Source organism: Schaedlerella sp. (genome assembly GCF_056796775.1).
Map to the genome: position 1 here is coordinate 44,722 of NZ_JBQIKP010000008.1, position 23,157 is coordinate 67,878.

Sequence of the window (23,157 nt, forward strand, 5' to 3'; positions counted from 1 at the left end):
CCTTCCGTGGGGCCTATTGCTTCTATGTATATGAATCCTGCCGGCCGGATATGAATGCCAGTTTTTCCAGAAGGATATTCACGTCAATGGGCTTCGAAAGGAAATCATTCATTCCGCTTTCCATTGCCCTGTCCCGGTCTTCCTTGAATGTATTGGCGGTGCAGGCGAAGATCGGAATGGTTTTTGCATCCGGCCTGTCCAGCTTCCGTATTTCTTTTGATGCACCGCAGCCATCCATGACCGGCATCTGCATATCCATCAGTATGATGTCAAATTCCCCGGGCGCGGATTCCTTGAATTTTTGGACTGCTTCCTGTCCGTTCTCCGCATGCACGACCTGGAATTCCCTTTCTGTCAGGATTTCCAGCAGGATTTCCGAATTCAGCTCGTTATCCTCCGCCAGCAGGATTCGGATCGTTTTCCCACTGCCAGGTTTCTTTTTTGTCTCCGGGCAGACACCGTTCTGTGACATTCGATTCCCGTAATCCGGCGCTGCTTCCGCAATTGCGGATGGAATGACTACGGTAAATGTGCTCCCCCGGCCAACCTTGCTTTCCACATGGATCTTCCCGCCCATAGACTCTACGATCAGGCGGCTTAGCGGCATGCCGAGACCGGTCCCCTTTACCCCCTGGGATGCAGGATTCTTTTCCTGGCTGAACAGTTCGAAAATCTTTTCCACAAATTCTTCGCTCATCCCGATCCCGGTGTCCTCACAGCGATACTGCATTTCCACACGGGTTTTGTCTATTCTTCTCTGACTTACCAACAGGGTGATCCGTCCTCCCGCGGGTGTAAATTTAGCCGCATTGCCGATGATATTCATCAACACCTGTTTGATCCGTGTTCCATCGGTTTCGATACAGGGAATGGAAATCTCTTTTTCAATCCTAAACTCCACGCCCCGGTTTACAATATTGTCATGCTGCATGGACCAGACGGCATCCAGCATGGTTTCCAGCATGACCGGTTCCATGGTCAGGTCCACTTTGCCGGCCTGGAGCTTGGATACGTCCAGAACGTCATTTACAAGAGAGAGCAGATAGCTCGCCGTGCCGTAGGATTTTTGAATCCAGTCCTTCACCTGTTCCTTCTGCTGCTCCTGCTCCACCTTGTCGATATTGAGCATCATCATATGGTTCAGTCCGATCAGGCCGTTGAGTGGGGTTCGTATCTCATGGCTCATATTGGATAAAAATTCGCTCTGCGCTTTTGCTTTTTCCGCCGCAATCCTCGAATTTTGATGGGATATCATCATGGCCGGCAATATCAGAAAAACGGACAGCATAATGAACACCGGCATGCTTGACGCCGTCTTATAGAGCTGCCAGATATAGACTCCCGCCGCAATACTGAAGCTTGTCACACTGAGGCCGAACAGGATCATACGTATCACTTTACTTTCTTTATTCATGACCTCCACCTTCTATTCCATATTTTCTGTCTCAGCAGAAACGCACCCCCGGCCATTGCAAAACACAGCATAAGCCATAGGACTGCCGGGCTTTTTTCCTGTTCTGTATCCTGGAGCCGCGTTCCTCTGGCGGGCGCCCGGTCCACATTTCTGAAGATCCTGGTGATCGGTTTCAAAACGCCCCCCGACAGTTGCTTTTCTTCCTCGATCCGGAATGTCACCTGCTCCTGTTCCTGGTTTCCCGCCAGATCCTCTGCCCGGACCAGGATCTGATAGTCTCCCGGCTCCTGAAACGACCGGGTAAAAATCTGGCAGTCCGCCTCCAGCTTCATTTTTTCGGAGTTTACCATGATTTCCTTCAGATATTCCCCTTTCCCGTCCACGGAAATGCTGACGGCGGCCATGTCCTCGTACGAACCGCCGTCCTCCACATCATAGACCCGGATCCTGGGCGGTGTATGGTCGATCAGGAACACCGCCTCCGCTGTAGATTCATTTCCTGCGGCATCCACAGCCCTGACCTGCAGCATCCTCACTCCTTCCTTTGTTATTTTTTTCCCTGTGGTGTAGAATGCTCCGTCCAGAAAAATGTCATAGGAATAGTCCGTCTCATCCTGTACCACCTCTTCTTTTCCGTAATTCCATTGAAAATACGGTACATATACCCCCTGCATCTGATCCACATAGCGGATCACCGGGTTGCTCTGATCCACAATGACCCGGCTGTCCTGCCTGCTCTCATGGCCCGCCCTGTCCTTTGCGGTCATCCGGATATCATACATCCCGTCCTCTTCCAGAGCAATGTCCCATTCGATGTCCTGAGCGCCGGAAAAAGGCTCCGGCTCTTTCTTCTTTTCCTCGACCAGTTCTTTCTTTTTATCAGAAGTGACTTTCCAGACCTTCATGCCGGCAGACGCAAGGTCGTTTTCTTCCCGGATCCGCATCTTGCCTTTTACAGGTTCTCCCGCGATCATGCGGTCATGAATGCCTTCACTCTGAATCACCGGAGCTGCCTTGTCGATATAAACCTGTGTGCTGTCCGATTGAAAATTGCCAGCCCAATCCAGCGCTTCAACAACCACCGGGATTCCTTTTCCGCCTTCTGACGGAATATCCACCGTAAATCCGTCCTCCATGGATGTAATCCCCGTTTGAGCTTCATTTTCCCGGTGAACCGCGATCTCACCTCCGGCATAGCATTTCAGACACTGGATTCCGGCACTCAAACCCGGATCAGTTACCTTTACGTTCACTCTCAGCGGGTTTGAACGCCAGGCATCCGGACTCCCCTCAATTTCAATCAGAATCTCGGGAGACTGGTTTTCACAGAGAAGCATTACCGACAGCTCCGGTTCCGATTGATTTCCGGCTTTATCCACAGCGTATGCCTCTATCTGTCCGCGAAACCCCGGATTCAACACAATGCTTCCGCTGTCTCCTGTCAGCACTCCTGATGTTCCGTCTCCTGTCTTATAGCAGATGGCTTCCATGCCGCTGCCCTCATCCGAGCTTTTCAATGTCAGCTCTACAGGCTCGTTTGTCAGGATGGAACCGTCTAGGATTGCCCTGTTGTATGAAAAATGAACCTTTTGAGGCTTCTTTGTGTCAATCCGAAAGCAGATTTCTTTTTCAAACACGATCTCCGGATCCGGATTTTCCGGATTTTTTCCTTCTGTTCCTTGTTCTCCGGACCCATTTTCGCCTGAACTGTGTTCTCCTGGCTCGTGTTTTCCTGTTCCGTCTTCTTCGCTTCCGCTTCCTTTCTTTCCATCTTCTTCGCTTCCGCTTCCTTCCGGTACATTTCCTTCGCTTCCGCTTCCCTCTGTTCCATCTCCTTCAGTTCTGGTTCCTTCCGATCCTTCTCCCCCGGTTCCGTTTTCTTCTGATCCTTCTCCCCCGGTTCCGTTTCCTTCCGATCCTTCTCCCCCGGCTCCGTTTTCTTCCAATCCTTCTCCCCCGGTTCCGTTTCCTTCCGATCCTTCTCCTCCGGTTCCGCTTCCTTCCGATCCTTCTCCTCCGGTTTCGGTTCCTTCTGTTCCATCCTCTCCTATTTCTCCTTCATTGGGCTCATTGGGATATTTTTCCATCCATACGTGAAGGACGTTTTCTCCGTCCTCGAAAATATCTTCCGGCAGATATACGCTTTCTTCGTCCTGACCGTCCATCAGCTCCAGGCTTCCCGTCTTTTTAGCATGATCTGCCGACAAAAATTCATATTTTGTGACCGCGCCGGTCTGCCGATGTACGATACGGATTTCCGGGACTGATTTATAATAGTCCCGACCGCCTTCCGGCTCCTCATACCGGATCTCCGGCATGGTGAGATCCTCTCCTTTGCTCTTCTGTTCCCTGATTCCCTGGCCTGCATAGGCCGTAACCGCATATACCGAGAGCAGCACCGCAGTGCCCGTTCCCAGCAGATGCATTTTTATCCTCATCTGCAATACCTCCTTTTTTGTCGTAATCCGTCTGCGTAGCAGATACGATACCGAGCGGCAGATTTATCCGGCGCCGGTATAAATACAGCGATTCCTGTTACGATCTGCATTGCCGTAAACCGCAGCCTGCAGCGCATTATTTCGCTTCGCTCTCCGGATCATGTACCTCCTTTGCCCTGAAATAATTTTCCAGGCTTCTCAGCTCCGGGTAAAAACCCTCCAGGATCTCGATCTCTTCCAGAAATTCTTCTTTTTTCATGGCTTCCATCCCTGCCAGAACATCCAGTGACTTTTCCGCCAGCTGCTTCGAATTGGGAATACGTGACAGCGCCTCCCTGGCTGTGGCAAGCGCAATGTCCCCGTTCTGCTCCAGCTCCAGCGCGATCCGCCTGAGATATGCGGATTCCAGCAGCTCCTCCTGAATCTCTGATCCGCATAATTCCTGATAGGCATCCAAAGCCTGCTCCTTCAGATCTTCCCGGTCATACGCAGCAGCCAGGTAGCGGAACAGCTCTCTTTTCAGCGATTCTCCCTGTTCAATGATCTCCCGGTTGTCCGCTGTCGTATTCCGGAATACATATTCCTGCAGGGCGTCCACATTTTCTTCCAGTTCTTTCATTCCGTCCTGGGGATACTCCCGGCTTTCCTTTTCTTCTGTCCTCTGATTTTTGATTTCCTGTTTTACCGTTCCTTCCGTGTCATCTGCATCCTGTATCTCCCTTTTTGTTTCCGAAATTTCTTCCTCAAGCTCTTCCTGTGCCTCTAACAGCGTCTCGCCCCAGCTCTCTGTCTGTTCCAGAAACCTCCGGGCCTGTTCCTCTGATTTCCTTTTTTTGATATACCCCGGTAAAAATACCGCAAGTATCCCTGCCGCTGCTACGAACAGAAGCAGCCATTTTTTCCATTCCTTCTTCCATCCTCTTTTTCCTGGTTCCCGGCTGCGTACAGTCGGAAGATCTCTCTGGATCTGTTTTAAATCTTCATATTGCTTTTTCGAATTTTTACAAAGACATTTGTCAATGATCTTTTCTAACCGGTTTTCCTCCCGGCTTGTTAATGAAGGCTCAACGTGTACGTTAGCCAGTATGAATTGTATGGTCTTGGCATAACCATAAAGATCCAGGGAAATTTTTGTATTCTCCCTGATTTGAACGATCGGTTTTACAAAATGATCCCGCATGGCGCGCTTCTGCATGTTCCGCAGAACAAACTCATTGCTCTCCGCGTCCAGATCCAGCAGCAGCAGTTTTTCCTCCGCTGTTACCAGTACGCTGTAAGGGTTCATATAGCGGTAACCCTTATTGCTGAAGCATCTGTGGAACTGTTCGAGCTGATGGAGCAATTCCTTCATCCACTCAAACAAGAGCGCTTTTTCCATCTCTTTACTGTGCTTCAGCCTGTAGATCAGCAGTTCACCCTGCACATAATCCATTGCAGGCCGGCAGCGTCCTCCATGCTCTATAAACTTTAAAACGTCATAATGATTTACAATTGGTGCATCCACTCCTTTCTGCGATATCGGCAGTCACTTTTCACTGAAGATTGAAAATTCATTGAAAACTTGGAACCAGAACTGATCTTGATTAAATAGATAATCATATGATTTGGAATCAGAGTAATAGTATGATACTTTATTTTTGAAGAAATTGCAAGCACTTTTTATTTTTTCTTTACAAAACACAAAAAATACACTAAACTAGTAATTGTAGTTTTTGCAGAGCGGAGGATACTCTGCAGGTCTGATCATCCTTTGGCAGAAGTATGGTCAGCTTTATCAAATCATACGGAGGTACTATATCATGAAGGGAAATGTAATCGTCGGTCAGTCAGGCGGACCGACCGCCGCTATTAATTCAAGTCTCGCGGGCGTATACCGCACCGCTAAGGATCGCGGAGCCGGCAAGGTCTATGGTATGCTGCACGGGATCCAGGGACTGCTACAAGAAAGATATATAGATTTATCAGACTATATCACCACAGAATTGGATGCGGAGCTTTTGAAGAGAACGCCTGCTGCTTTTCTTGGTTCATGCCGTTATAAGCTGCCGGAGATCCACGAAGACAGAGATGTCTATGACAAGATTTTCGAGATCCTGGAAAAGCTGAATATTGAAGCCTTTATCTATATCGGCGGCAATGACTCCATGGATACCATCAAGAAGTTATCTGACTATGCCATCATTACCGGATTCAAGACACGTTTCATCGGCTGTCCGAAGACCATCGACAACGACTTGGCTCTGACAGACCATACGCCGGGATACGGAAGCGCTGCCAAGTATATCGGCACATCCGTAAAGGAGATCATCCGCGACAGCTTCTGTCTGGAATACTCCAAGGGACTGGTTTCCATCATCGAGATCATGGGACGTAACGCGGGATGGCTGACCGGAGCCGCCGCTCTTGCAAAGGGCGAGGATTGCTTCGGACCGGATCTGATCTATCTGCCGGAGGTTCCGTTTGATATCCAGAAGTTCGGCGACAAGGTCAGACAGATCCTGACCAAGAAGTCTTCTGCTGTAATCGCGGTTTCCGAGGGAATCCGTCTGGACGACGGGCGCTATGTATGCGAGCTGGGACAGAGCATCGACTTCGTAGACGCATTCGGCCACAAGCAGCTGTCCGGTACCGCAAACTATCTGGCAAGCTATATTGCCGGAGATATCGGATGTAAGTCCCGTGCTATTGAACTGAGCACTCTGCAGAGGTCTGCTTCCCACTGTGCTTCCCGTGTGGACATTCTGGAGGCATATCAGGTGGGCGGTGCCGCGGTGAAGGCTGCAGACGAGGGCGACAGCGGCAAGATGGTTGTCATCCAGCGTCTGTCCGATGATCCGTATCAGAGCGGAACCGAGGTGAAGGATGTTCATAAGATCGCCAATGACGAGAAGCTTGTTCCGAGAGAATGGATGAATGAAGACGCGGATTATGTAACCGATGAGTTCGTAAACTATGTACGTCCTCTGATCCAGGGCGATGTATCACCTGTCATGGTAGACGGAATCCCGAGACATCTGTTCCCGAATCCGATGACAGACGGAAAATAAATTTTCAAAAAAACTTGACAAAGCCGTTCCTATATTATATACTAACATATGTTGTGAACGGCTTTATCAGATATGTGCGATTAGCTCAGCTGGATAGAGCGTCTGGCTACGGACCAGAAGGTCGGGGGTTCGAATCCTCTATCGCACGTTTTTAAAAAATCAAGGATTTATGTCCTTGATTTTTTATTTACGGAAATAAGGGGCTGTACAGCCCCTTTCATCTGGAAATTTATTCGTTTTCTTTTGCCCTTGCAATTGTATCAAGAAGCTTTAAAGCTTCTGAAACCGCTCCGCCTGGCTGCTGATCAGTTCCGCGTCGTCAAAGTAATTGATCTTCATGGCCGCCTTCACATCCTGCAATGTCTCCGCAGCTCTTCTTTCCGCCTTTTCACTGCCCTTTCTGAGAATCTCATAAACGTACGGAATATCCTTCTGGTATTCCTTTCTCCGGTTTCTGATGGGTTCTAATTCCGCCTGTAGGACTGCGTTGAGGAAACGCTTTACCTTCATATCGCCGAGACCGCCCCGTTTATAGTGAGCCTTGAGCTCATCCAGGCTGGTATAATCCGGCAGAAATTCCGGGAAATACTCCGGCCTGCAGAACGCGTCCAGATACGTGAATACCGTGTTGCCCTCCAGCTTGCCCGGGTCCTCGATACGAATATGAGTGGGATCTGTAAACATGCTGAACACCTTCTGCTTGATCTCATCCGGTTCCTCGGAAAGATAGATACAGTTATTCAGCGACTTGCTCATCTTTGCCTTGCCGTCGATTCCCGGGAGGCGCATGCACGCCTGATTGTCCGGAAGCAGGATCTCCGGCTCTGACAGAGTATCCCCATAGACAGAGTTGAACTTTCTCACGATCTCCTTTGTCTGTTCCAGCATGGGAAGCTGGTCTTCCCCTACCGGCACCGTGGTTGCCTTAAACGCAGTGATATCCGCCGCCTGGCTGATGGGGTACGTAAAGAAGCCCACCGGAATGCTTGCCTCGAAATTGCGCATCTGGATCTCGGACTTTACAGTCGGGTTCCTCTGCAGTCTGGACACGGTCACCAGGTTCATATAATAAAATGACAGCTCGCACAGCTCCGGCACCTGGGACTGGATGAACAGCGTGGACTTCTCCGGATCCAGGCCGCATGCCAGATAATCCAGCGCCACCTCAATGATATTCTGGCGTACCTTTTCCGGATTGTCCGCATTATCCGTCAGCGCCTGGGCATCCGCGATCATAATAAATATATCGTCAAATCCGCCGGACTCCTGCAGCTCCACCCTTCTTCTCAATGAACCGACATAGTGGCCTACGTGTAATTTTCCGGTCGGTCGGTCTCCTGTCAGCATAATCTTTCCCATTGTTCCTTTTTCCTCCTCATTATCCTGTCTGCATTATATATACTCACACTTTTCATTCTGCGGTCACATCATTTATTCTGCAGCATTGCCGTCTGCGACAGCCTTCTCTCTGCATACCGCCGCCCGTCCGGTACATAGAAAAACTGGTACAGCATATGCGCCATCACGGCCGCCGACGCCACGTCGATCACGGAATGCTGCTTCAAAAACATCGTTGCCATAATGATCAGCGCCGCAAGTGCATAAGCCCCTGTACAGACCGCCCTGTGCTTCTGCAGCGCGCGGCTCTGGCTGATGGCGATACAAGCAGCCAGAGAATTATATACATGGATGCTGGGCATCACATTGGTCGGCGTATCCGCCCGGTACAAAAGCTTTACCATATCTACGAAAATATTATCCCGCTCGAACGCATAGGGCCTGATATTCAGACCGTTGGGAACCAGCGTGGATACAATCAGAAAAATGGTCATTCCCGCGAACATCAGCTTCGCAAGCCTGTAAAATCCTTCTACATCCGTAAAAAAGAAGTACAGCATCACCGCCGCGATAAATACAAACCACAGTAAATACGGCACAATGAAATATTCGATAAACGGGATCTCATCATCAATCGCCGAATGGATGACATGATAATTCTTTGTCACATGCTTCTCCAGATATAAAAACCACGGCATATAGACCAGAAAATAGCTGAATACCCATCCATGCTTATATTTTTTCAGCAATTCTGCCGTCCTTTCCCTCCATGTCATATGAAACGCTCCCTCTGATATAGATTAAAGTCTACATATCCCCCTGTACTTTTTTCAAGAGTACTTTTCATTCTCCCGATTATATCACGATTCCATCACAACAACAAGGATGTTTACAAAACATTCATAGAAATCTTTTTTATCAAATCTTTTTAACCCGCGGCGCGATCACCCGGATCTGTTCCGGCTCCAGAGCAGCCCGGATCGTCTGCCCCCGGGCGATCGGTTCTCCATCCGCATGGATTGGAAGCTCTTTGCCCATTTTCACTTCAATCTCCCTGCATCGGTAAATCGATATTCCTTGAAAGTTCACGTGTTTTCCCCAAAATGCGGTGGGGAGCAGAAGGAGGATCTTCCATTTCGGCAGCTCGGAAACCACGATCACATCCAGCATCCCGTCTCCGATCTGAGCCTCCGGGCAGAAAAAGAAGCCCCCTCCCTCATAGGGATGGTTCATGACCGCCGCAAAATATGTATGCTCAAAATGCCTTGCTCTCTCTCCGTCGATCCGAATCTCCGCAGACATGGGCTGTTCACGGAGGATCCATTTCAATGCGATCGCCAGGTAGGTCAGCTTTCCAAGACCCAATTTGTTTAAGACCGTCTTAATCGGCGAGACAGCGGCCCGATGGCACACCGCGGCGTCAAAGCCAATCCCGGCGCTGACCGCAAACCGGCATGTCTGTTCCCCGCAGTTCACCCTGCCCACATCCATGGGAACCTTCCTGCCGCTTTCGAAAATATTTTCCAGGGCCGCATGAACCTCGGCGGGCAGGTGGAGCGCCCTGGTAAAGTCGTTGCCGGAGCCGGTCGGGATATATCCAAGAGTGACCCTGGAGCAGTCGCGGATCCCGTTTACCACCTCGTCTACCGTGCCGTCGCCGCCAACCACCACCAGCGTATGCTCCTGTCCGTCGGCTGTGATCTCATCCGTGATCCGAACCGCGTGGCGCGCGTATTCCGTGTAAAATACTTCATAGTCAATTCTTCTTTTTTTCAATTCCGGTTCTGTCAGCTTCCAGATCATCCCGCCGCGCCCGGAACGGGATTTCGGATTTACGATAAATGTATATTTCAAACCATACCTCCATCTTCGGTACGAAATCTCAGCAGATCGTACTGTCCAGATATTTTCCAAGGGAACGTCTCATATTTCCCTCAAAGTCTGTTTCTCCGCTGCGCAGACACCACTCGAATACATTGCCGATGACGATCATCCGGATGTCTGTGGTAAATGCCTCAATCTCTACATTCAGATGGATGATCCCGGCCAGAGCCGCTTTTTCTACATATTCCTGCACGGTCACGATCGGATAGGGCCTCTCGGTCCGTATGGCAGCGTTCAGCGCCTGGTTCTTCGGATTGTAGTACCCGGACATGAACTCCACGCCCAGCTCCCTGCAGTAGCTCACATAGTTCAGATAAACCCGGATGATCGCGATCTTCGCCTCACCCGCATCACGCGGGAGCTCCAGAAGCGCCGGATTGATGCTTGGCTGTTCCTCTATATAATAAGAAAGCAGATCATCCTTTGTCTTAAAGTGATGATAAAAGCTGCCGTTGGAAACTCCGGCCTCCTCACAGATATTCTTGATGGAAAGCTCCTCATAGCCCTTCTTTTTCAGGATCTGTTTGGCCGCCCGGAAAATCCGTTCCTTTGTTTCCTTTGATTTCTGCTGCTGTCTGGATAACTCCATACTTTCCTTCATGTCTGTTACCCCTCCCCTTCAAATACACTTTATTTTCAAATTCGTCCCAGATTCATATAGCTTTCAAATGCGGACGGAATTGAGTACACCGTCTCCAATTCTTCTTTTTTTGCAAAGATCATCTCCGCGCCGCAGCTCTTCTCCAGCTCATCCACCAGCATCTCATATCCGATCATATGCCACTCCACATGGCTGAAAATATGATTCGCTTCCTCCAGCTTCCGTACCCGGACCGGCATCAGGCCGATGGACTTTCCATAGTCAGCCGCTTGTCTGCCGGTCAGGTGCCCTTCCACATTGGGCAGCTCATACAGGCCGGCAAGCAGCCCCCTGGACGGGCGCTTGCGAATCGCGACGCCCCGGGCGTCCCGAAAGATCAGGACCGTCCGCTTCTCGATCCTTCTGGCCTTTGCCTTTGCCTTCACAGGCAGCCGGGTCTGTATTCCTTTTTCTCTGGCAAGGCAGAGCCCGGCCGCAGGGCATTCCCGGCACCTGGGATCTCCGTTTGGAACGCATATGAGAGCTCCCAGCTCGATCAGCCCCTGGTTGAAGTCTGACGCGTTCTGCTCCGGAATGACCTCCTCCACCGCGCGTTCCATCCAGGAACGGACACAGGCTTTCATAATGTCCTCTTCGCTGGCCAGGATCCGCGAAAGGACCCGCAGCACATTGCCGTCCACCGCCGGCTTGGGAATCCCGAAGGCAAAGGAGCTGACCGCCCCTGCCGTATAATTTCCGATTCCGGCGAGAGACCGGATTGTATCATATGTATGAGGAAATTCGCCCTGATATTCCTCCATCACCTGTCTGGCCGCCTTCTGCATGTTCCGCGCCCGGTTATAGTAGCCCAGCCCTTCCCACAGCTTCATCAGCCGGTCCTCCGGCACCTCTGCCAGCTCCTTCACCGTAGGAAGCTCTGACAAAAAACGTTCGTAATAGCGTTTTACGGCCTCCACTCTGGTCTGCTGAAGCATGATCTCCGACACCCAGATCCGATACGGGTCCCTGGTATTCCGCCACGGCAGGTCCCTGTGATTCTCCCGATACCACTGAATGACAGGCTCCACCGCTTCCCTGAGCCTGGGACTTTCCAGCACCACAGGCACGGGATCCGCAATCTCGATCCGGTCGCCGCTGACCCGGCAGTCATAGGCCAGTATGTTCACCCCCGCCGCCTTTGCCGACTTCAAGGCTTCGCAGAAGGCAGGATGGGTATCCATGTTGGGGGTAAAATACCGTACTCCCTTCATCTGGATCACAAAGAATACATAAGCCTCATATCCTTCCCTGACCGCCTTTTCCAGCTCCTGAAGATGCTTCACCGCACGGTCGCTGGGGGCATCCGGAAAACGGACCACCCCCTCTTCCTCCAGGGTTACTCCCTTGACTTCTATGAAAATCCTGCTGCTCCCAGTCTCTACATATAGGTCAAAACGGGAATTACCATATGCAGTCTCCGGTCTGACCATCCGGATATCCGAGGTCAAATGCCCCGATTCGATCCATTCCTTCACGACCAGATTAGGTACCTGGGAATCCATATTGATCATCCGGCTGCCCTTCTCCACACCGATCAGATCCCACTTTGTCTTTCGTGCGGGATTATCGCTCTCCTGCACGTAAATGGACGCTCCCGGTATCAGAAGCTCCGCGCACCTGCCGGTATTTTTTACATGGATGACCTCCGTTTTCCCGGCCAGCTCCGCATAGGCGATGAACCTGTTGGGCCGTTCCAGAAAGGTTCCTTTTGAGATACGTTCATATTTCATATGTAATATTCCTTTTATACAGTCTTTCTCTGATGATCCAATGACATGGATTTTACTACTTTTCCCTGACGATTTCAATAATATTGGAATGGAAAGTTTCGGTATTATACAAAACGGCAGACCACAGACCCATCTGCTGCCAGTTCTGCATCATTAATAAAAAATCTTACCGACTTTAAAATTCTGAAAAGCCAGTAAGATTTCTTTCATTCTTTATATGGCGGCAACAGCGCCTGCTACAGAATCTTTGACAAAAATTCCTGCAGCCTCGGATCTTTCGGATTGCCGAAAAATTCCTCCGGCGTGCCCTGCTCCTTCACCTGTCCCTGATCCATGAACAGTACACGGGTGGCAACCTCTTTTGCAAATCCCATCTCGTGGGTGACTACCACCATCGTCATGCCGTCATGGGCCAGCTGCTTCATCAGCTCCAGTACCTCCCCGACCATCTCCGGATCCAGCGCGGAGGTCGGCTCGTCAAACAGCATCACGTCCGGGTTCATTGCCAGGGAACGGACGATCGCGATCCTCTGCTTCTGTCCGCCGGAGAGCTGGGACGGATACGCATCCGCCTTCTCCTCCAGTCCCACCTTCCGCAGAAGCTTCATTGCCTCGGCATCTGCTTCCTCCTTGCTTTTTTTCAGAAGCTTGGTGGGCGCCAGCGTGATATTTTCTAATATGGTCTTATGGGGAAACAGGTTGAAATGCTGAAATACCATCCCCATCTTCTGGCGGTGCTTGTCAATATTGGTCTGCTTTCCTGTGATATCTACTCCCTCAAAATAAATATGCCCGGTTGTAGGAACCTCCAGGAGGTTCAAAGACCGCAGAAACGTAGATTTTCCGGAACCGGAGGGTCCCACGATCACAACCACCTCGCCTTTTGAGATCTCCTCCGAGACACCGTTCAGCGCGTGCAGGCTGTCATCGAAAACCTTGTGGATATCCTCCACCCTGATCAATACATCTCCATTAATGATCACTGCTCCTCAGCCTCCTCTCCAGTATATTCACCAGTTTTGTAAATATCATGACCATGACCAGATAGATCAGCGCCACGGCCAGAAGAGGCATAAATGCGTCATATGTACGGCTTCGGATGATATCGCCGCCCTTTGTCAGATCCTGCAGCGCGATATAGCCTGACACCGAGGTCTCCTTCAGCAGAACGATAAACTCGTTGCCGAGCGCCGGAAGGACATTTTTAAATGCCTGGGGCATGATGATATACCGCATGGTCTGTGTATAATTGAAGCCGAGGCTCCGTCCGGCCTCAAACTGCCCATTATCAATCGACATGATCCCGGACCGGAAGATCTCTGCTACATAGGCGCCGGAATTGATTCCAAACGCCATGATCGCGACTACGATCTTGTTGATGTCCACACTGCCGAAGATCACGAAATAAATGATCAAAAGCTGTACGACCACCGGGGTTCCCCGGATCACCGTGAGATAGACGCTGCAGATAAAGTTTAGTATCTTCATCTTTCCGGTCTTGTCGTAGGTGGATCGGATAATGGCGATCAAAAATCCGATCACGATTCCCAGGATGACTGCAAACAATGTGACACGCAATGTCACGGTCAGCCCTTCCCAGATATAATTCCAACGGTCGTCTTGTATAAAATTATCGTAAAACCTCTCCTGAAATGTCTGAAGCATTCTTTATTTCCTCTTATTTAATCGTAAATGGTATTGCCGCAGCCATTACTCATCTGCAGAGATATACTTTGCAACGATCTCATCCAGCTTGCCGGAATCCTTCAGGCTTGTCAGCGCGGTATTCACCTTTTCCAGCAGTTCGTCGTTGTCCTTTGCGATCGCGATGGCATATTCTTCCTCAGTCAGAGGCTCATCCAGCACTTTCAGACCTTCGTTCTCCGCCACATAGACCTTCGCCGGTTCCCCGTCGATCACGACTGCGTCGATCTTATCCTGCAGCAGCGCCTGAACAGCTTCCATTCCCTTGTTGTAGCGCTCTATTTCCGCATCCTCGATATCCTCCGCATAGATATCTCCTGTGGTTCCAAGCTGAACCCCGATCTTCTTTCCAGTCAGATCATCCGGGCCTGCTGTCTCGCTGCCTTCCTTCACGATGATCACCTGAGCCGCGGTTGCATAAGTATCTGAAAAATTAACATTCTTCTCACGGTCCGGATTCACGGTCATACCTGCAAGACCCATATCCGCCTTTCCTCCGGAAACCGCGGTAATGATGGAATCAAATGCCATATCCTCAATCTTCAGCTCCATCCCCAGCTCTTCCGCGATCGCCGCCGCGATCTCTGCGTCGATTCCAACGATCTCATCGCCTTCATGATATTCATACGGCGGGAACTCCGCATTGGTCGCCATGATCAGCGTTCCGCCCTCTCCGGACGCTTCTGCTTCTTCCGCGTCTTCCGTATCGTCTGCTTCACTTGTCTGTGCCGCATTCCCGCTGTCTCCGGCAGAATCGCTTTCGGAACCGCATGCCGCCATAGAAAATACACATGCCGCTGCTAATAAAAGGCTTAACAATTTTTTCTTCATAATCTCTCCTCCAAACTTTTTCATTCCGTATGCCGCGATCCACAAAAGCGCAGGCTGTTGTACGCAGGAGTTCTCTGGTCGTCTTCTTCTGGCCGTGAATTGCAGCATATGTATAATCATACACACAGTTTTATATTTTATCAGATTTCTGCAAAAATACAAGACTTATCCATCAAATTTATTCAAAATAAATACTTCCAAAAAACCAAATTCCCAAATGAAGGAACTCTTTCTATACGTAAAAATCACCGGCCAGCCCTCAAAATACTGTCCGGTGATTTTTTGTAATCGCTTTATTACACTACGCCGCAAGCAGTCCGGAAACGCCAAAATAGATCAGCACAACCACACCCAGGACGATCCTGTAATATCCGAATGCTTTGAAATCATGGTTCTTGATATACTGCATCAAAAACTTGATCGCAAAGATCGATACGCCGAATGACACGCCGCAGCCGAGCAGGAGCAGAAAAATTTCACTGCCAGCAATGCTTGCACCATCCTTCAGAAACTTAATGATCTTCAAAAAGCTGGCTCCGAACATGACCGGGATTCCCAGGAAAAAGGTAAATTCCGCCGCAACGCCTCTTGCAGTCCCGATCAAAAGCGCGCCAATGATCGTCGCTCCTGAACGCGAGGTCCCCGGGATCAGCGCAAGCACCTGGAATACGCCGATGACCAGCACCATCGGTATAGTCAGTCTGGACAGCTTCGTCACCTTAGGCTGCTTATTCTTGTGGCTCTCCTCCACGATGATGAATAAAATTCCGTAGATGATCAGAGTTGCCGCTACCACATATGCATTCATAAACTTGGCTTCGATCATGTCATCGAACAAAAGCCCGATCACCGCGGCCGGAACTGCCGCGATCGCCACCTTCACCCAGAGCTGAATCGTCAGCATCTTCTGCTTCTGCGTCTTGGTCGGCGAAAATGGATTCAGCTTGTGAAAATAGATCACAACAACGGCCATGATCGCGCCGAGCTGGATGACTACATTGAACATCTCGATGAATGCCTCGCTCAGCTCCAGCTTGATAAATTCCTCCACCAGGATCAGATGCCCTGTGCTGCTGATGGGAAGCCACTCCGTGATCCCTTCCACAATCCCCAAAATAATGACCTTTAATGCGTCTAACATTGTTTTCCTCCTGTTTTAAAAAGTCTTTAAACTATTGCTGTTCTGAGTCATTGCAAAATGCATATTTCACAATCGCCTTTGCGGCCCCCTCATGATCATTTGTTTCTGCTATGTAATCCGCGGCAGCCTTTACATTTTCCCCGGCGTTTCCCATGGCAACGCCGACTCCCGCCAGCTCCAGCATGCGGATGTCGTTATCTCCGTCCCCGCAGGCCATGATCTCCTCCGGGCGGATCCCCAGCAGCGCTCCAAGTTCCATCAGACCTGTGCCTTTATCTACACCGGCCGCATTAATCTCAATGTTGTATCCAAGGGATGAGACCAGTACAAGTTCCCTGTACCGCTCCAGTTCCTTCCACGCCCGCGCAAGCTCCTCCATATCCGCAAACAGAGCCTGAACCTTATCCATGTCCCGGTTCTCCCGCTCGATCAGCTCTGTCAGGCTGGGAACAGGCTTTCTGGAGCTCCGGACATATTCCCACATATGGGGATTGTGGTGGTATCTGGAGATCCTATCCAGCTTATCAGCCTCCGCGTAACCCTGTCCTTCAAAATATACCTCTTGTAATGTATCATACTTCCGTAAAATTTCCAATGCCTTTTTCGCACTTTTCAGCGGAAGCAGATGCTCGATCAGCACCTTTCCTGTCTGTGTATCCAGAATGCGCGCGCCGTTGGAGCTCAGTGCATAGCGTATACCCGGAAAATCGCGCAGCTCCTTGGGGATGCCCGTGTAAGGACGTCCGGTTGCCATGAGTACCAGGATTCCCCGCCTGATCGCCTCTGCGATCACCTGCCTGGTATAAGGCAGTAATTTTTTATCCGATGTCAGCAATGTTCCGTCCAGATCCAGTCCGATCATTTTTATCTGATGCATATTCTCTAAGTTCCTTCCTGAATATTACTATTCACAGTCTATTTTTGTTACAAACTTTTTACAAAAATATAATAACAAAAATTGATTAATTTTGCAATTTATAGTATACTATCATAGGCAATTCTTTTATTAAATGTTTGAAAGGAAATTATTTTATGAAACATCATATAACACAAAAGAGAAACACGGGGCTGGCGCCTTTCCGAAGAAGGGCTGTATGCCATGTGGGAGCGCCGGGCAGAGGATGCCCTTTGGGGATACTGATCTGCTCTCTGATCCTTATCTGCTCTCCGCTCTCCGTGCATGCGACGAATATCGCAGATCTGGAAAACAGGACCAGCTCACTGAACAGCCAGCTTGAAGGCATCAATCAGGAAATGGTCAAGATCAGCGATGAGATTGCCTCCGCAAAGAACCAGATTGAGATCATCCACAGCGAGATCCTCCGTACCCGGGATTCTCTTGCGGATGCCCAGGCAGACGAATCACAGCGTTATGAGGCGATGAAGGCCCGCATTAAATATATGTACGAAGTGGGCAATGAATCACTGTTGGAAATGCTTTTTTCTGCGGACAGTATGACTGATTTTCTGAATAAAGCGGAATTTATTGAGAATATCAGCAGCTATGACCGCGATATGCTTGATAAGCTGCGGACAATACGGGAAGATATCGCAGAGCGGGAACAGGTGCTCCTGAACCAGGAGGCCTCTCTGGAAGATCTGCAGGAGCAGCTGGAACAGCGGAGAGTAGAACTTAACGCGACTGCAAAGGCGACCTCCACAGATCTTGCCACATTCAACGCGCAGCTTGCTCTGCTTCGTGAGGAGGAAGCCCGACAGGCGGAAGCGGCGAGAAAGGCCGAGGAAGCGAAAAAGAACGCACAGAAGCCGATTACGGTGCCGACTGTGTCAGAAGTCGAAAAACCCGGCGAGGATAAAAAAACGGAAGAAGAAGTAAACGACAGTACCATTGTGAACGGCGGCGCGGCAAATGTCTCCGGCAGTGAGCTGGATATTTTTGCGGCCATATTGGAATGTGAAGCCATGCAGGAGCATGATTCGCTGCTGGCTGTTGCTACCGTAATCATGAACCGGATGAGCAGTTCCATCTTCCCAAATACGATCAAAGAGATCGTGTATGCAGAGGGACAGTTTGAACCAGTATGGACAGGCCGTCTGGATACGGTACTTGCCAGAGGCCCCAGCGATCTCTCCTATCAGGTGGCGCAGGAGGCTTTGAACGGAGCAAGACTTTCGGCTGTTGCGGATTGCTATTATTTCCTGTATGCAGGCGCCACCGACCGGGTCGGAGTCAATGTAGGAAACAACCTGTTTTTCCAGTCCTGGTAAACTGCAAAAGCGGCAGTCAGGAAATGGCTTTTTCTTCGGGATCTTGCTGTGATCCTATTTCTTCACAGCAAGATCCTAAGCCAATAGCCTTTCCCGACAGCCTTTTTTTGTACAAAAAAACCTGTTTCAGCAACAGGTTTTTTCGTCTTATTACATATTTTACAGATTATAAAAGTTATTTTAAATTATACTAACTCAAGAAGCACTTCCAAAGCAGCATCACCCTTGCGCTGGCCGATCTTCACGATTCTTGTGTAGCCGCCCTTGCGGTTCTCGTACTTCGGAGCGATCTCGGTAAATAACTTATCTACCAGGTCTACCTTCTTGGTATTCTTTTTCTTTCCTGCCGCGGCAGCCGGAATTTCTGTTACAGGGTAGAGAACCTTGAGCATCTCTCTTCTGGCATGAAGTCTGCTCGGCATATCTTTCTTGATCTTCTTCTCTACTTCATCATATACGGTAACTTTCTTTCCGTCAACGACTTCCTTTACTCTCTTGCCGTCCTTGTCCTTGCGCGCAACCTTTGCCTTTACGGTCACTTCTTCGTAGTTATCTTTTTCCTTGACAGCCTTTGCGATCAAGCCCTCCGCAACCTTGCGGATCTCTTTTGCCTTCGCTTCTGTGGTCACGATCTTTCCATTGTAAAGCAACGCGGTTACCTGGTTTCTGATCAAAGCTTTTCTCTGGCTGGATGTTCTGCCAAGTTTTCTATATTTTGCCATTATTCTTATCCTCCATTCATTTGCCTATGAGACTGTTTTGTCATTACAGCTGGCTGTAAACTCTCTCCGCCTCATAAGCCGCACATTTGGTTATGCAATCTTCGGGCTTATTAATCAAATGCTCCTGCCATGCGCTTCGGGCTTACTGGCCGGATATTTGGATCGTTTATGATCATTCACGGCTTCCTGCCATAGAACGATCATCCTCTATTTTATTCCTCACCTGAATTTAACTCCAGATTGAGTTCTTTCAGTTTCGCAAGGACTTCCTCCAGGGACTTGCGTCCCAGGTTCCGTACCTTCATCATGTCTTCCGGCGTCTTATTCGTAAGCTCTTCCACGGTATTGATACCTGCTCTCTTGAGGCAGTTGTATGAACGGACAGATAATTCCAATTCATCAATACTCATCTCCAGAACCTTCTCTTTTTCATCATCTTCTTTTTCGATCATGACCTCAGCAGCCTGCGCGACTTCTGACAGGTCGATGAATAATTTCAGATGTTCGCTGAGTACCTTTGCGGCAAGGCTGACCGCTTCGTCCGGAAGCAATGTACCTCTTGTCCATACGTCCAGCGTGAGCTTATCGTAATCGGTTATCTGTCCGACACGTGTATTTTCTACTGACATGTTTACACGGTCAACAGGCGTATAGATAGAATCTATCAGGATGACGCCGATCGGAATATCCTCTCCCTTGTTCTTATCCGCGCTGATATAACCTCTTCCCTTTGTGATCGTAAGCTCCATGTACAGCTTGCTGTCCTTACCGCCGCTTAATGTAGCGATGACCTGATCCGGATTCATAATCTCAATATCGGCATCCGCCTGGATGTCGGCGCCTGTTACAACACCTTCTCCCTCGAATTCGATATATGCAGTCTTCACTTCGTCTGATTCCGATGTATTCTTGATTGCCAGACATTTCAGATTCATGATAATCTCGGTCACATCTTCTTTCACGCCCGGTATGGAACTGAATTCGTGCAGTACTCCGTCAATCTTCACGGAGCTGATCGCCGCGCCCGGAAGAGAAGAAAGCATAATTCTTCTCAGGGAATTACCCAATGTGATTCCATATCCCCGCTCCAAAGGCTCTACAACGAATCTTCCATACTTCTTATCTTCTGAAATTTCTGTAATTTCAATATTCGGTTTATTAAAATCAAACACTACACGACCCTCCTTATGGGTTAAAAAATATTGAGGGGTACTTTTCAATCATGCTATATCCGAATGAATTACTTAGAATACAGCTCGACGATCAACATCTCGTCAACAGGAACATCTATTGCGTCTCTCTTCGGAAGCTCTTTGACTTCACCTTTCAGATTCTCGGCATCCACTTCCAGCCAGTTCGGAATCATGTTGCCGCCGGTCACTTCCAGGATATCCTTGTATCTCTGGCTGCCTTTGTTCTTTTCTTTGATCTCGATCACATCGCCGGCTTTTACAAGGTAGGAAGGAACCTTTACCTGCTTGCCGTTCACCAGTACATGCCTGTGGCCTACGATCTGTCTTGCTTCTCTTCTGGTTCTTGCAAAGCCCATACGGAACATCACGTTGTCCAGTCTGGTCTCCAGAAGGATCATCAGGTTCTCACCTGTCATACCTTCCTGCTGCTTTGCCTTCTCGAAATAATTTCTGAAAGGTTTCTCCAATACTCCGTAGATGAATTTTGCTTTCTGCTTCTCGCGTAACTGAAGACCGTATTCACTCATCTTTCTGTTGGATCTCTTTAACTGTCTTTTTGACTTTTTATTAATTCCTAAATAGATTGGGTCCATACCTAATGAACGGCATCTCTTAAGAACCGGGACTCTGTTTACTGCCATTTTCTTAATTCCTCCTAATAATATGCGGTATTGGTTATACTCTTCTGCGTTTCGGCGGACGGCATCCGTTATGAGGTACCGGTGTCACGTCCTTGATACTGATCACGTCAATGCCGCATGCCTGCAGCGCACGGATTGCCGCTTCTCTTCCTGAACCTGGACCCTTAACGAAAACATCTACTGTTTTCAGACCATGAATCAATGCTGCTTTAGCCGCTGTCTCAGCTGCCATCTGTGCCGCGTATGGAGTAGATTTCCTTGAACCTCTAAAACCCAGACCGCCCGCGCTTGCCCATGAAAGAGCATTGCCCTGCGCATCCGTCAATGTTACGATCGTATTATTAAAAGATGACTGGATGTGAGCCTGTCCTCGTTCAACGTTTTTCTTGACACGTTTTTTTGTCACTTTTTTGGTAACTTTCTTCGCCATTTAAACTAACCTACTTTCTCATTTTATTATCTGTTTACGGGATGTTCGATTCGCTTTGCTCTTCGAACAAAGTTCGCGCCAAGCTCATGCCGCGCTTAACAGCTTGCATTCGCTAAGTGCACGGGATGTTCGATTCGCTTTGCTCTTCGAACAAAGTTCGCACTAAACTCATGCCGCGCTTAACAGCTTGCATTCGCTAAGTGCTCACTTTTTCTTATTCGCTACTGTTCTCTTTGGTCCTTTACAGGTTCTCGCGTTTGTCTTCGTCTTCTGACCGCGTACCGGAAGTCCTTTTCTGTGACGGATTCCGCGGTAGCATCCGATCTCTTTCAGTCTCTTGATGTTCAGCTGGATCTCTCTTCTGAGATCACCTTCTACCATCTGAGTCGCGTCAATGACTTCACTGATCTTTTTTACTTCCTCACTTGTCAAATCTCTTACACGGGTATCAGGATTCACTCCTGCTTCTGCTAAAATACGGTTTGAGCTTGTTCTTCCAATTCCATAAATATAAGTCAAGCCGATTTCTACACGTTTGTCTCTTGGTAAGTCTACACCTGCAATACGAGCCATGTGTCTTTCCTCCATTTAAATAATTATAATATTGTCCCTAACTGGGGTACATCGGGTATCTGTCGGAAGACAACATATCTTCCCGATCTACCCAGGCATATTCTCTATGCCCTTTCCCGGCAGCGCCTGAAGCTACGCCCTTTGATCCGGGTATTATAAGCAATATACATTTGCGCAAAACGCGCAACGGCCACCTGCCTCGTCGGTACCTGATTCACGAGCCGGATGTATCCTTACTGTATATTAAACAGTTCCACACACCTCCTGGCGTGTCATACTGTCAGCCGCCTAATTTTAACAAACAACTCCAAAACCGGAACAATGTCCATGCGCGTAAAAACTCTGCCTGGTGCCGCGCATTTCCATCTCCACTGTCCTAGCCTTGTCTCTGTTTGTGCTTCGGATTCTCGCAGATTACCCGGATACTTCCTTTTCTCTTGATAATCTTGCACTTTTCACAGATCGGTTTTACTGATGATCTAACCTTCATGTCAAATCCTCCTTCTATCCTTTGCTGAAAACCTTGGGGCTACTGCCGTTTTTGGGCACACCAAACCAAAGACGGCTATTTCATAGTATAACATCAAGCCTCCTGCAAAGTCAACACCTTTTTATTTATCTCTCCAGACAATTCGTCCTTTGCTGAGATCGTACGGAGACATCTCCAACGTTACTTTGTCCCCAGGTAAGATCTTGATAAAGTTCATACGCAGCTTTCCGCTGATATGGGCCAGTACGATATGCCCATTTTCCAGTTCTACCTTGAACATTGCGTTGGGCAGTTTTTCTACTACCACTCCTTCGATTTCGATCACGTCAGCCTTTGACATACTTAATCCTCCTGTGCCTTTCTCTGCACTTCTTATTCTCTCACCTCTGCATCCAGATGACTCATATAGCCTCTGATCACACGCCGGATCTCATCATCGTCAGATACGGAATCACAGCGCGCCTTACTGATCGGCTGCACATGTTTACAGTTTTTTTTCTTTGCCTGGCAGACGGGTCTCTTCTTCCCGTCCGCCAGATATACATATTCATCATTGACAGAAATTATGACGTATATACAATCTTTATCTCTTCCCGCTTTTGATTTTGCAAGTATTCCAGGCTCTATAAGCATAAAACGCCTCCATTATTTTATGTAGTTCTTTTCGCTAAACTCGATAGAGCCTCGCTAATCTCAAAGAACGGCTTCGCAC

At 49.0% G+C, this 23,157-nt stretch carries 23 protein-coding genes and 1 tRNA gene; 3 read left to right on the forward strand and 21 right to left on the reverse strand.

The genetic code is table 11. The features are described from left to right. Positions 1-22: 22 nt before the first annotated feature. The 3 genes from ACTOY7_RS05905 to ACTOY7_RS05915 form a co-directional block, all read right to left on the reverse strand. Positions 23-1,414: a hybrid sensor histidine kinase/response regulator gene (locus ACTOY7_RS05905; RefSeq protein ID WP_482670583.1), complete on the reverse strand. Its 1,392-nt coding sequence runs from the start codon at positions 1,412-1,414 to the stop codon at positions 23-25. Next, positions 1,411-3,852 carry a hypothetical protein gene (locus tag ACTOY7_RS05910; RefSeq protein WP_482670582.1) on the reverse strand — a complete coding sequence of 814 codons (2,442 nt, stop codon included), beginning with the start codon at positions 3,850-3,852 and terminating at the stop codon, positions 1,411-1,413. Before ACTOY7_RS05910 ends, ACTOY7_RS05905 begins: the two co-directional genes overlap by 4 nt. A gap of 136 nt (positions 3,853-3,988) precedes the next feature. Beyond that, entirely contained in the window at positions 3,989-5,284 is a 1,296-nt protein-coding gene (locus ACTOY7_RS05915; protein WP_482670581.1) for a hypothetical protein, read from the reverse strand. Between the two features lie 367 nt (positions 5,285-5,651). Here ACTOY7_RS05915 and ACTOY7_RS05920 point away from each other — a divergent pair, with 367 nt between their 5' ends. Together ACTOY7_RS05920 and ACTOY7_RS05925 are read left to right on the forward strand one after the other, a co-directional pair. Then, the gene (locus ACTOY7_RS05920) at positions 5,652-6,899 is read left to right on the forward strand and encodes a 6-phosphofructokinase (RefSeq protein WP_160283124.1); all 1,248 of its coding nucleotides are present in this window, start codon (positions 5,652-5,654) and stop codon (positions 6,897-6,899) included. A gap of 74 nt (positions 6,900-6,973) precedes the next feature. Continuing rightward, positions 6,974-7,047, forward strand: a tRNA-Arg gene (locus ACTOY7_RS05925). Positions 7,048-7,169: 122 nt separating this feature from the next. Here the strand turns inward: ACTOY7_RS05925 and trpS are convergent. From trpS to ACTOY7_RS05975, 10 genes are all read right to left on the reverse strand, one after another. Next, positions 7,170-8,258: a tryptophan--tRNA ligase gene (trpS, locus tag ACTOY7_RS05930; RefSeq protein ID WP_482670580.1), complete on the reverse strand. Its 1,089-nt coding sequence runs from the start codon at positions 8,256-8,258 to the stop codon at positions 7,170-7,172. 68 nt (positions 8,259-8,326) lie between these two features. Further along, positions 8,327-9,013, reverse strand: coding sequence for a phosphatase PAP2 family protein (locus tag ACTOY7_RS05935; RefSeq protein WP_160283622.1), 687 nt, complete (start codon positions 9,011-9,013; stop codon positions 8,327-8,329). 142 nt (positions 9,014-9,155) lie between these two features. Then, positions 9,156-10,091, reverse strand: coding sequence for a diacylglycerol/lipid kinase family protein (locus ACTOY7_RS05940; protein WP_160283621.1), 936 nt, complete (start codon positions 10,089-10,091; stop codon positions 9,156-9,158). Between the two features lie 28 nt (positions 10,092-10,119). Next, positions 10,120-10,722 carry a TetR/AcrR family transcriptional regulator gene (locus ACTOY7_RS05945; protein ID WP_160283620.1) on the reverse strand — a complete coding sequence of 201 codons (603 nt, stop codon included), beginning with the start codon at positions 10,720-10,722 and terminating at the stop codon, positions 10,120-10,122. Positions 10,723-10,757: 35 nt separating this feature from the next. After that, the gene (gene mutY / locus ACTOY7_RS05950; protein WP_482670579.1) at positions 10,758-12,491 is read right to left on the reverse strand and encodes an A/G-specific adenine glycosylase; all 1,734 of its coding nucleotides are present in this window, start codon (positions 12,489-12,491) and stop codon (positions 10,758-10,760) included. A 236-nt stretch (positions 12,492-12,727) separates the two neighbouring features. After that, positions 12,728-13,474, reverse strand: a complete 747-nt coding sequence (locus ACTOY7_RS05955; protein ID WP_300822790.1) for an amino acid ABC transporter ATP-binding protein — start codon at positions 13,472-13,474, stop codon at positions 12,728-12,730. Next, complete coding sequence (locus ACTOY7_RS05960) at positions 13,464-14,156, reverse strand: amino acid ABC transporter permease (RefSeq protein WP_160283618.1); 693 nt, start codon at positions 14,154-14,156, stop codon at positions 13,464-13,466. The genes ACTOY7_RS05955 and ACTOY7_RS05960 overlap by 11 nt, the downstream gene beginning before the upstream one ends. Positions 14,157-14,201: 45 nt before the next feature. Continuing rightward, complete coding sequence (locus tag ACTOY7_RS05965; RefSeq protein ID WP_482670578.1) at positions 14,202-15,026, reverse strand: transporter substrate-binding domain-containing protein; 825 nt, start codon at positions 15,024-15,026, stop codon at positions 14,202-14,204. Between the two features lie 301 nt (positions 15,027-15,327). After that, positions 15,328-16,167, reverse strand: coding sequence for an undecaprenyl-diphosphate phosphatase (locus ACTOY7_RS05970; RefSeq protein WP_160283616.1), 840 nt, complete (start codon positions 16,165-16,167; stop codon positions 15,328-15,330). A gap of 31 nt (positions 16,168-16,198) precedes the next feature. Next, complete coding sequence (locus ACTOY7_RS05975; RefSeq protein WP_160283615.1) at positions 16,199-17,044, reverse strand: Cof-type HAD-IIB family hydrolase; 846 nt, start codon at positions 17,042-17,044, stop codon at positions 16,199-16,201. A gap of 155 nt (positions 17,045-17,199) precedes the next feature. On the opposite strand from ACTOY7_RS05975, the gene ACTOY7_RS05980 reads away from it, so the two are divergent. Continuing rightward, a complete protein-coding gene (locus ACTOY7_RS05980; protein ID WP_300884328.1) occupies positions 17,200-18,396 on the forward strand; it encodes a cell wall hydrolase in 1,197 nt (398 codons plus the stop codon). 185 nt (positions 18,397-18,581) lie between these two features. Here ACTOY7_RS05980 and ACTOY7_RS05985 read toward each other — a convergent pair whose 3' ends face one another. From ACTOY7_RS05985 to ACTOY7_RS06020, 8 genes are all read right to left on the reverse strand, one after another. Continuing rightward, on the reverse strand, positions 18,582-19,118 hold the full coding sequence (locus ACTOY7_RS05985; RefSeq protein ID WP_160283613.1) for a bL17 family ribosomal protein: 537 nt from the start codon (positions 19,116-19,118) through the stop codon (positions 18,582-18,584). Positions 19,119-19,330: 212 nt separating this feature from the next. Then, entirely contained in the window at positions 19,331-20,290 is a 960-nt protein-coding gene (locus ACTOY7_RS05990) for a DNA-directed RNA polymerase subunit alpha (RefSeq protein WP_004074891.1), read from the reverse strand. Positions 20,291-20,358: 68 nt separating this feature from the next. Next, positions 20,359-20,952 (reverse strand): 30S ribosomal protein S4, encoded by a 594-nt coding sequence (gene rpsD, locus ACTOY7_RS05995; RefSeq protein ID WP_160283612.1) that lies wholly within the window; start codon positions 20,950-20,952, stop codon positions 20,359-20,361. A gap of 34 nt (positions 20,953-20,986) precedes the next feature. Further along, a complete protein-coding gene (gene rpsK, locus ACTOY7_RS06000; RefSeq protein WP_004074888.1) occupies positions 20,987-21,382 on the reverse strand; it encodes a 30S ribosomal protein S11 in 396 nt (131 codons plus the stop codon). A 204-nt stretch (positions 21,383-21,586) separates the two neighbouring features. Beyond that, positions 21,587-21,955 carry a 30S ribosomal protein S13 gene (gene rpsM / locus ACTOY7_RS06005; RefSeq protein WP_004074887.1) on the reverse strand — a complete coding sequence of 123 codons (369 nt, stop codon included), beginning with the start codon at positions 21,953-21,955 and terminating at the stop codon, positions 21,587-21,589. 376 nt (positions 21,956-22,331) lie between these two features. Beyond that, a complete protein-coding gene (gene rpmJ, locus ACTOY7_RS06010) occupies positions 22,332-22,445 on the reverse strand; it encodes a 50S ribosomal protein L36 (protein ID WP_003497809.1) in 114 nt (37 codons plus the stop codon). Between the two features lie 121 nt (positions 22,446-22,566). Next, positions 22,567-22,785 (reverse strand): translation initiation factor IF-1, encoded by a 219-nt coding sequence (gene infA, locus ACTOY7_RS06015; protein WP_004074886.1) that lies wholly within the window; start codon positions 22,783-22,785, stop codon positions 22,567-22,569. A 32-nt stretch (positions 22,786-22,817) separates the two neighbouring features. Then, positions 22,818-23,078, reverse strand: coding sequence for a KOW domain-containing RNA-binding protein (locus tag ACTOY7_RS06020; RefSeq protein ID WP_160283611.1), 261 nt, complete (start codon positions 23,076-23,078; stop codon positions 22,818-22,820). Between the last annotated feature and the right edge of the window lie 79 nt (positions 23,079-23,157).

Coding starts and splice junctions, on each gene's coding strand:
- ACTOY7_RS05905 (WP_482670583.1), bottom strand. CDS start 1,414: ATGAATAAAGAAAGTAAAGTGATACGTATGATCCTGTTCGGCCTCAGT.
- ACTOY7_RS05910 (WP_482670582.1), bottom strand. CDS start 3,852: ATGAGGATAAAAATGCATCTGCTGGGAACGGGCACTGCGGTGCTGCTC.
- ACTOY7_RS05915 (WP_482670581.1), bottom strand. CDS start 5,284: ATGGATTATGTGCAGGGTGAACTGCTGATCTACAGGCTGAAGCACAGT.
- ACTOY7_RS05920 (WP_160283124.1), top strand. CDS start 5,652: ATGAAGGGAAATGTAATCGTCGGTCAGTCAGGCGGACCGACCGCCGCT.
- trpS (WP_482670580.1), bottom strand. CDS start 8,258: ATGGGAAAGATTATGCTGACAGGAGACCGACCGACCGGAAAATTACAC.
- ACTOY7_RS05935 (WP_160283622.1), bottom strand. CDS start 9,013: ATGACATGGAGGGAAAGGACGGCAGAATTGCTGAAAAAATATAAGCAT.
- ACTOY7_RS05945 (WP_160283620.1), bottom strand. CDS start 10,722: ATGAAGGAAAGTATGGAGTTATCCAGACAGCAGCAGAAATCAAAGGAA.
- mutY (WP_482670579.1), bottom strand. CDS start 12,491: ATGAAATATGAACGTATCTCAAAAGGAACCTTTCTGGAACGGCCCAAC.
- ACTOY7_RS05960 (WP_160283618.1), bottom strand. CDS start 14,156: ATGCTTCAGACATTTCAGGAGAGGTTTTACGATAATTTTATACAAGAC.
- ACTOY7_RS05965 (WP_482670578.1), bottom strand. CDS start 15,026: ATGAAGAAAAAATTGTTAAGCCTTTTATTAGCAGCGGCATGTGTATTT.
- ACTOY7_RS05970 (WP_160283616.1), bottom strand. CDS start 16,167: ATGTTAGACGCATTAAAGGTCATTATTTTGGGGATTGTGGAAGGGATC.
- ACTOY7_RS05975 (WP_160283615.1), bottom strand. CDS start 17,044: ATGCATCAGATAAAAATGATCGGACTGGATCTGGACGGAACATTGCTG.
- ACTOY7_RS05980 (WP_300884328.1), top strand. CDS start 17,200: ATGAAACATCATATAACACAAAAGAGAAACACGGGGCTGGCGCCTTTC.
- ACTOY7_RS05985 (WP_160283613.1), bottom strand. CDS start 19,118: ATGGCAAAATATAGAAAACTTGGCAGAACATCCAGCCAGAGAAAAGCT.
- rpsD (WP_160283612.1), bottom strand. CDS start 20,952: ATGGCAGTAAACAGAGTCCCGGTTCTTAAGAGATGCCGTTCATTAGGT.
- rpsK (WP_004074888.1), bottom strand. CDS start 21,382: ATGGCGAAGAAAGTTACCAAAAAAGTGACAAAAAAACGTGTCAAGAAA.
- rpsM (WP_004074887.1), bottom strand. CDS start 21,955: ATGGCTCGTATTGCAGGTGTAGACTTACCAAGAGACAAACGTGTAGAA.
- rpmJ (WP_003497809.1), bottom strand. CDS start 22,445: ATGAAGGTTAGATCATCAGTAAAACCGATCTGTGAAAAGTGCAAGATT.
- infA (WP_004074886.1), bottom strand. CDS start 22,785: ATGTCAAAGGCTGACGTGATCGAAATCGAAGGAGTGGTAGTAGAAAAA.
- ACTOY7_RS06020 (WP_160283611.1), bottom strand. CDS start 23,078: ATGCTTATAGAGCCTGGAATACTTGCAAAATCAAAAGCGGGAAGAGAT.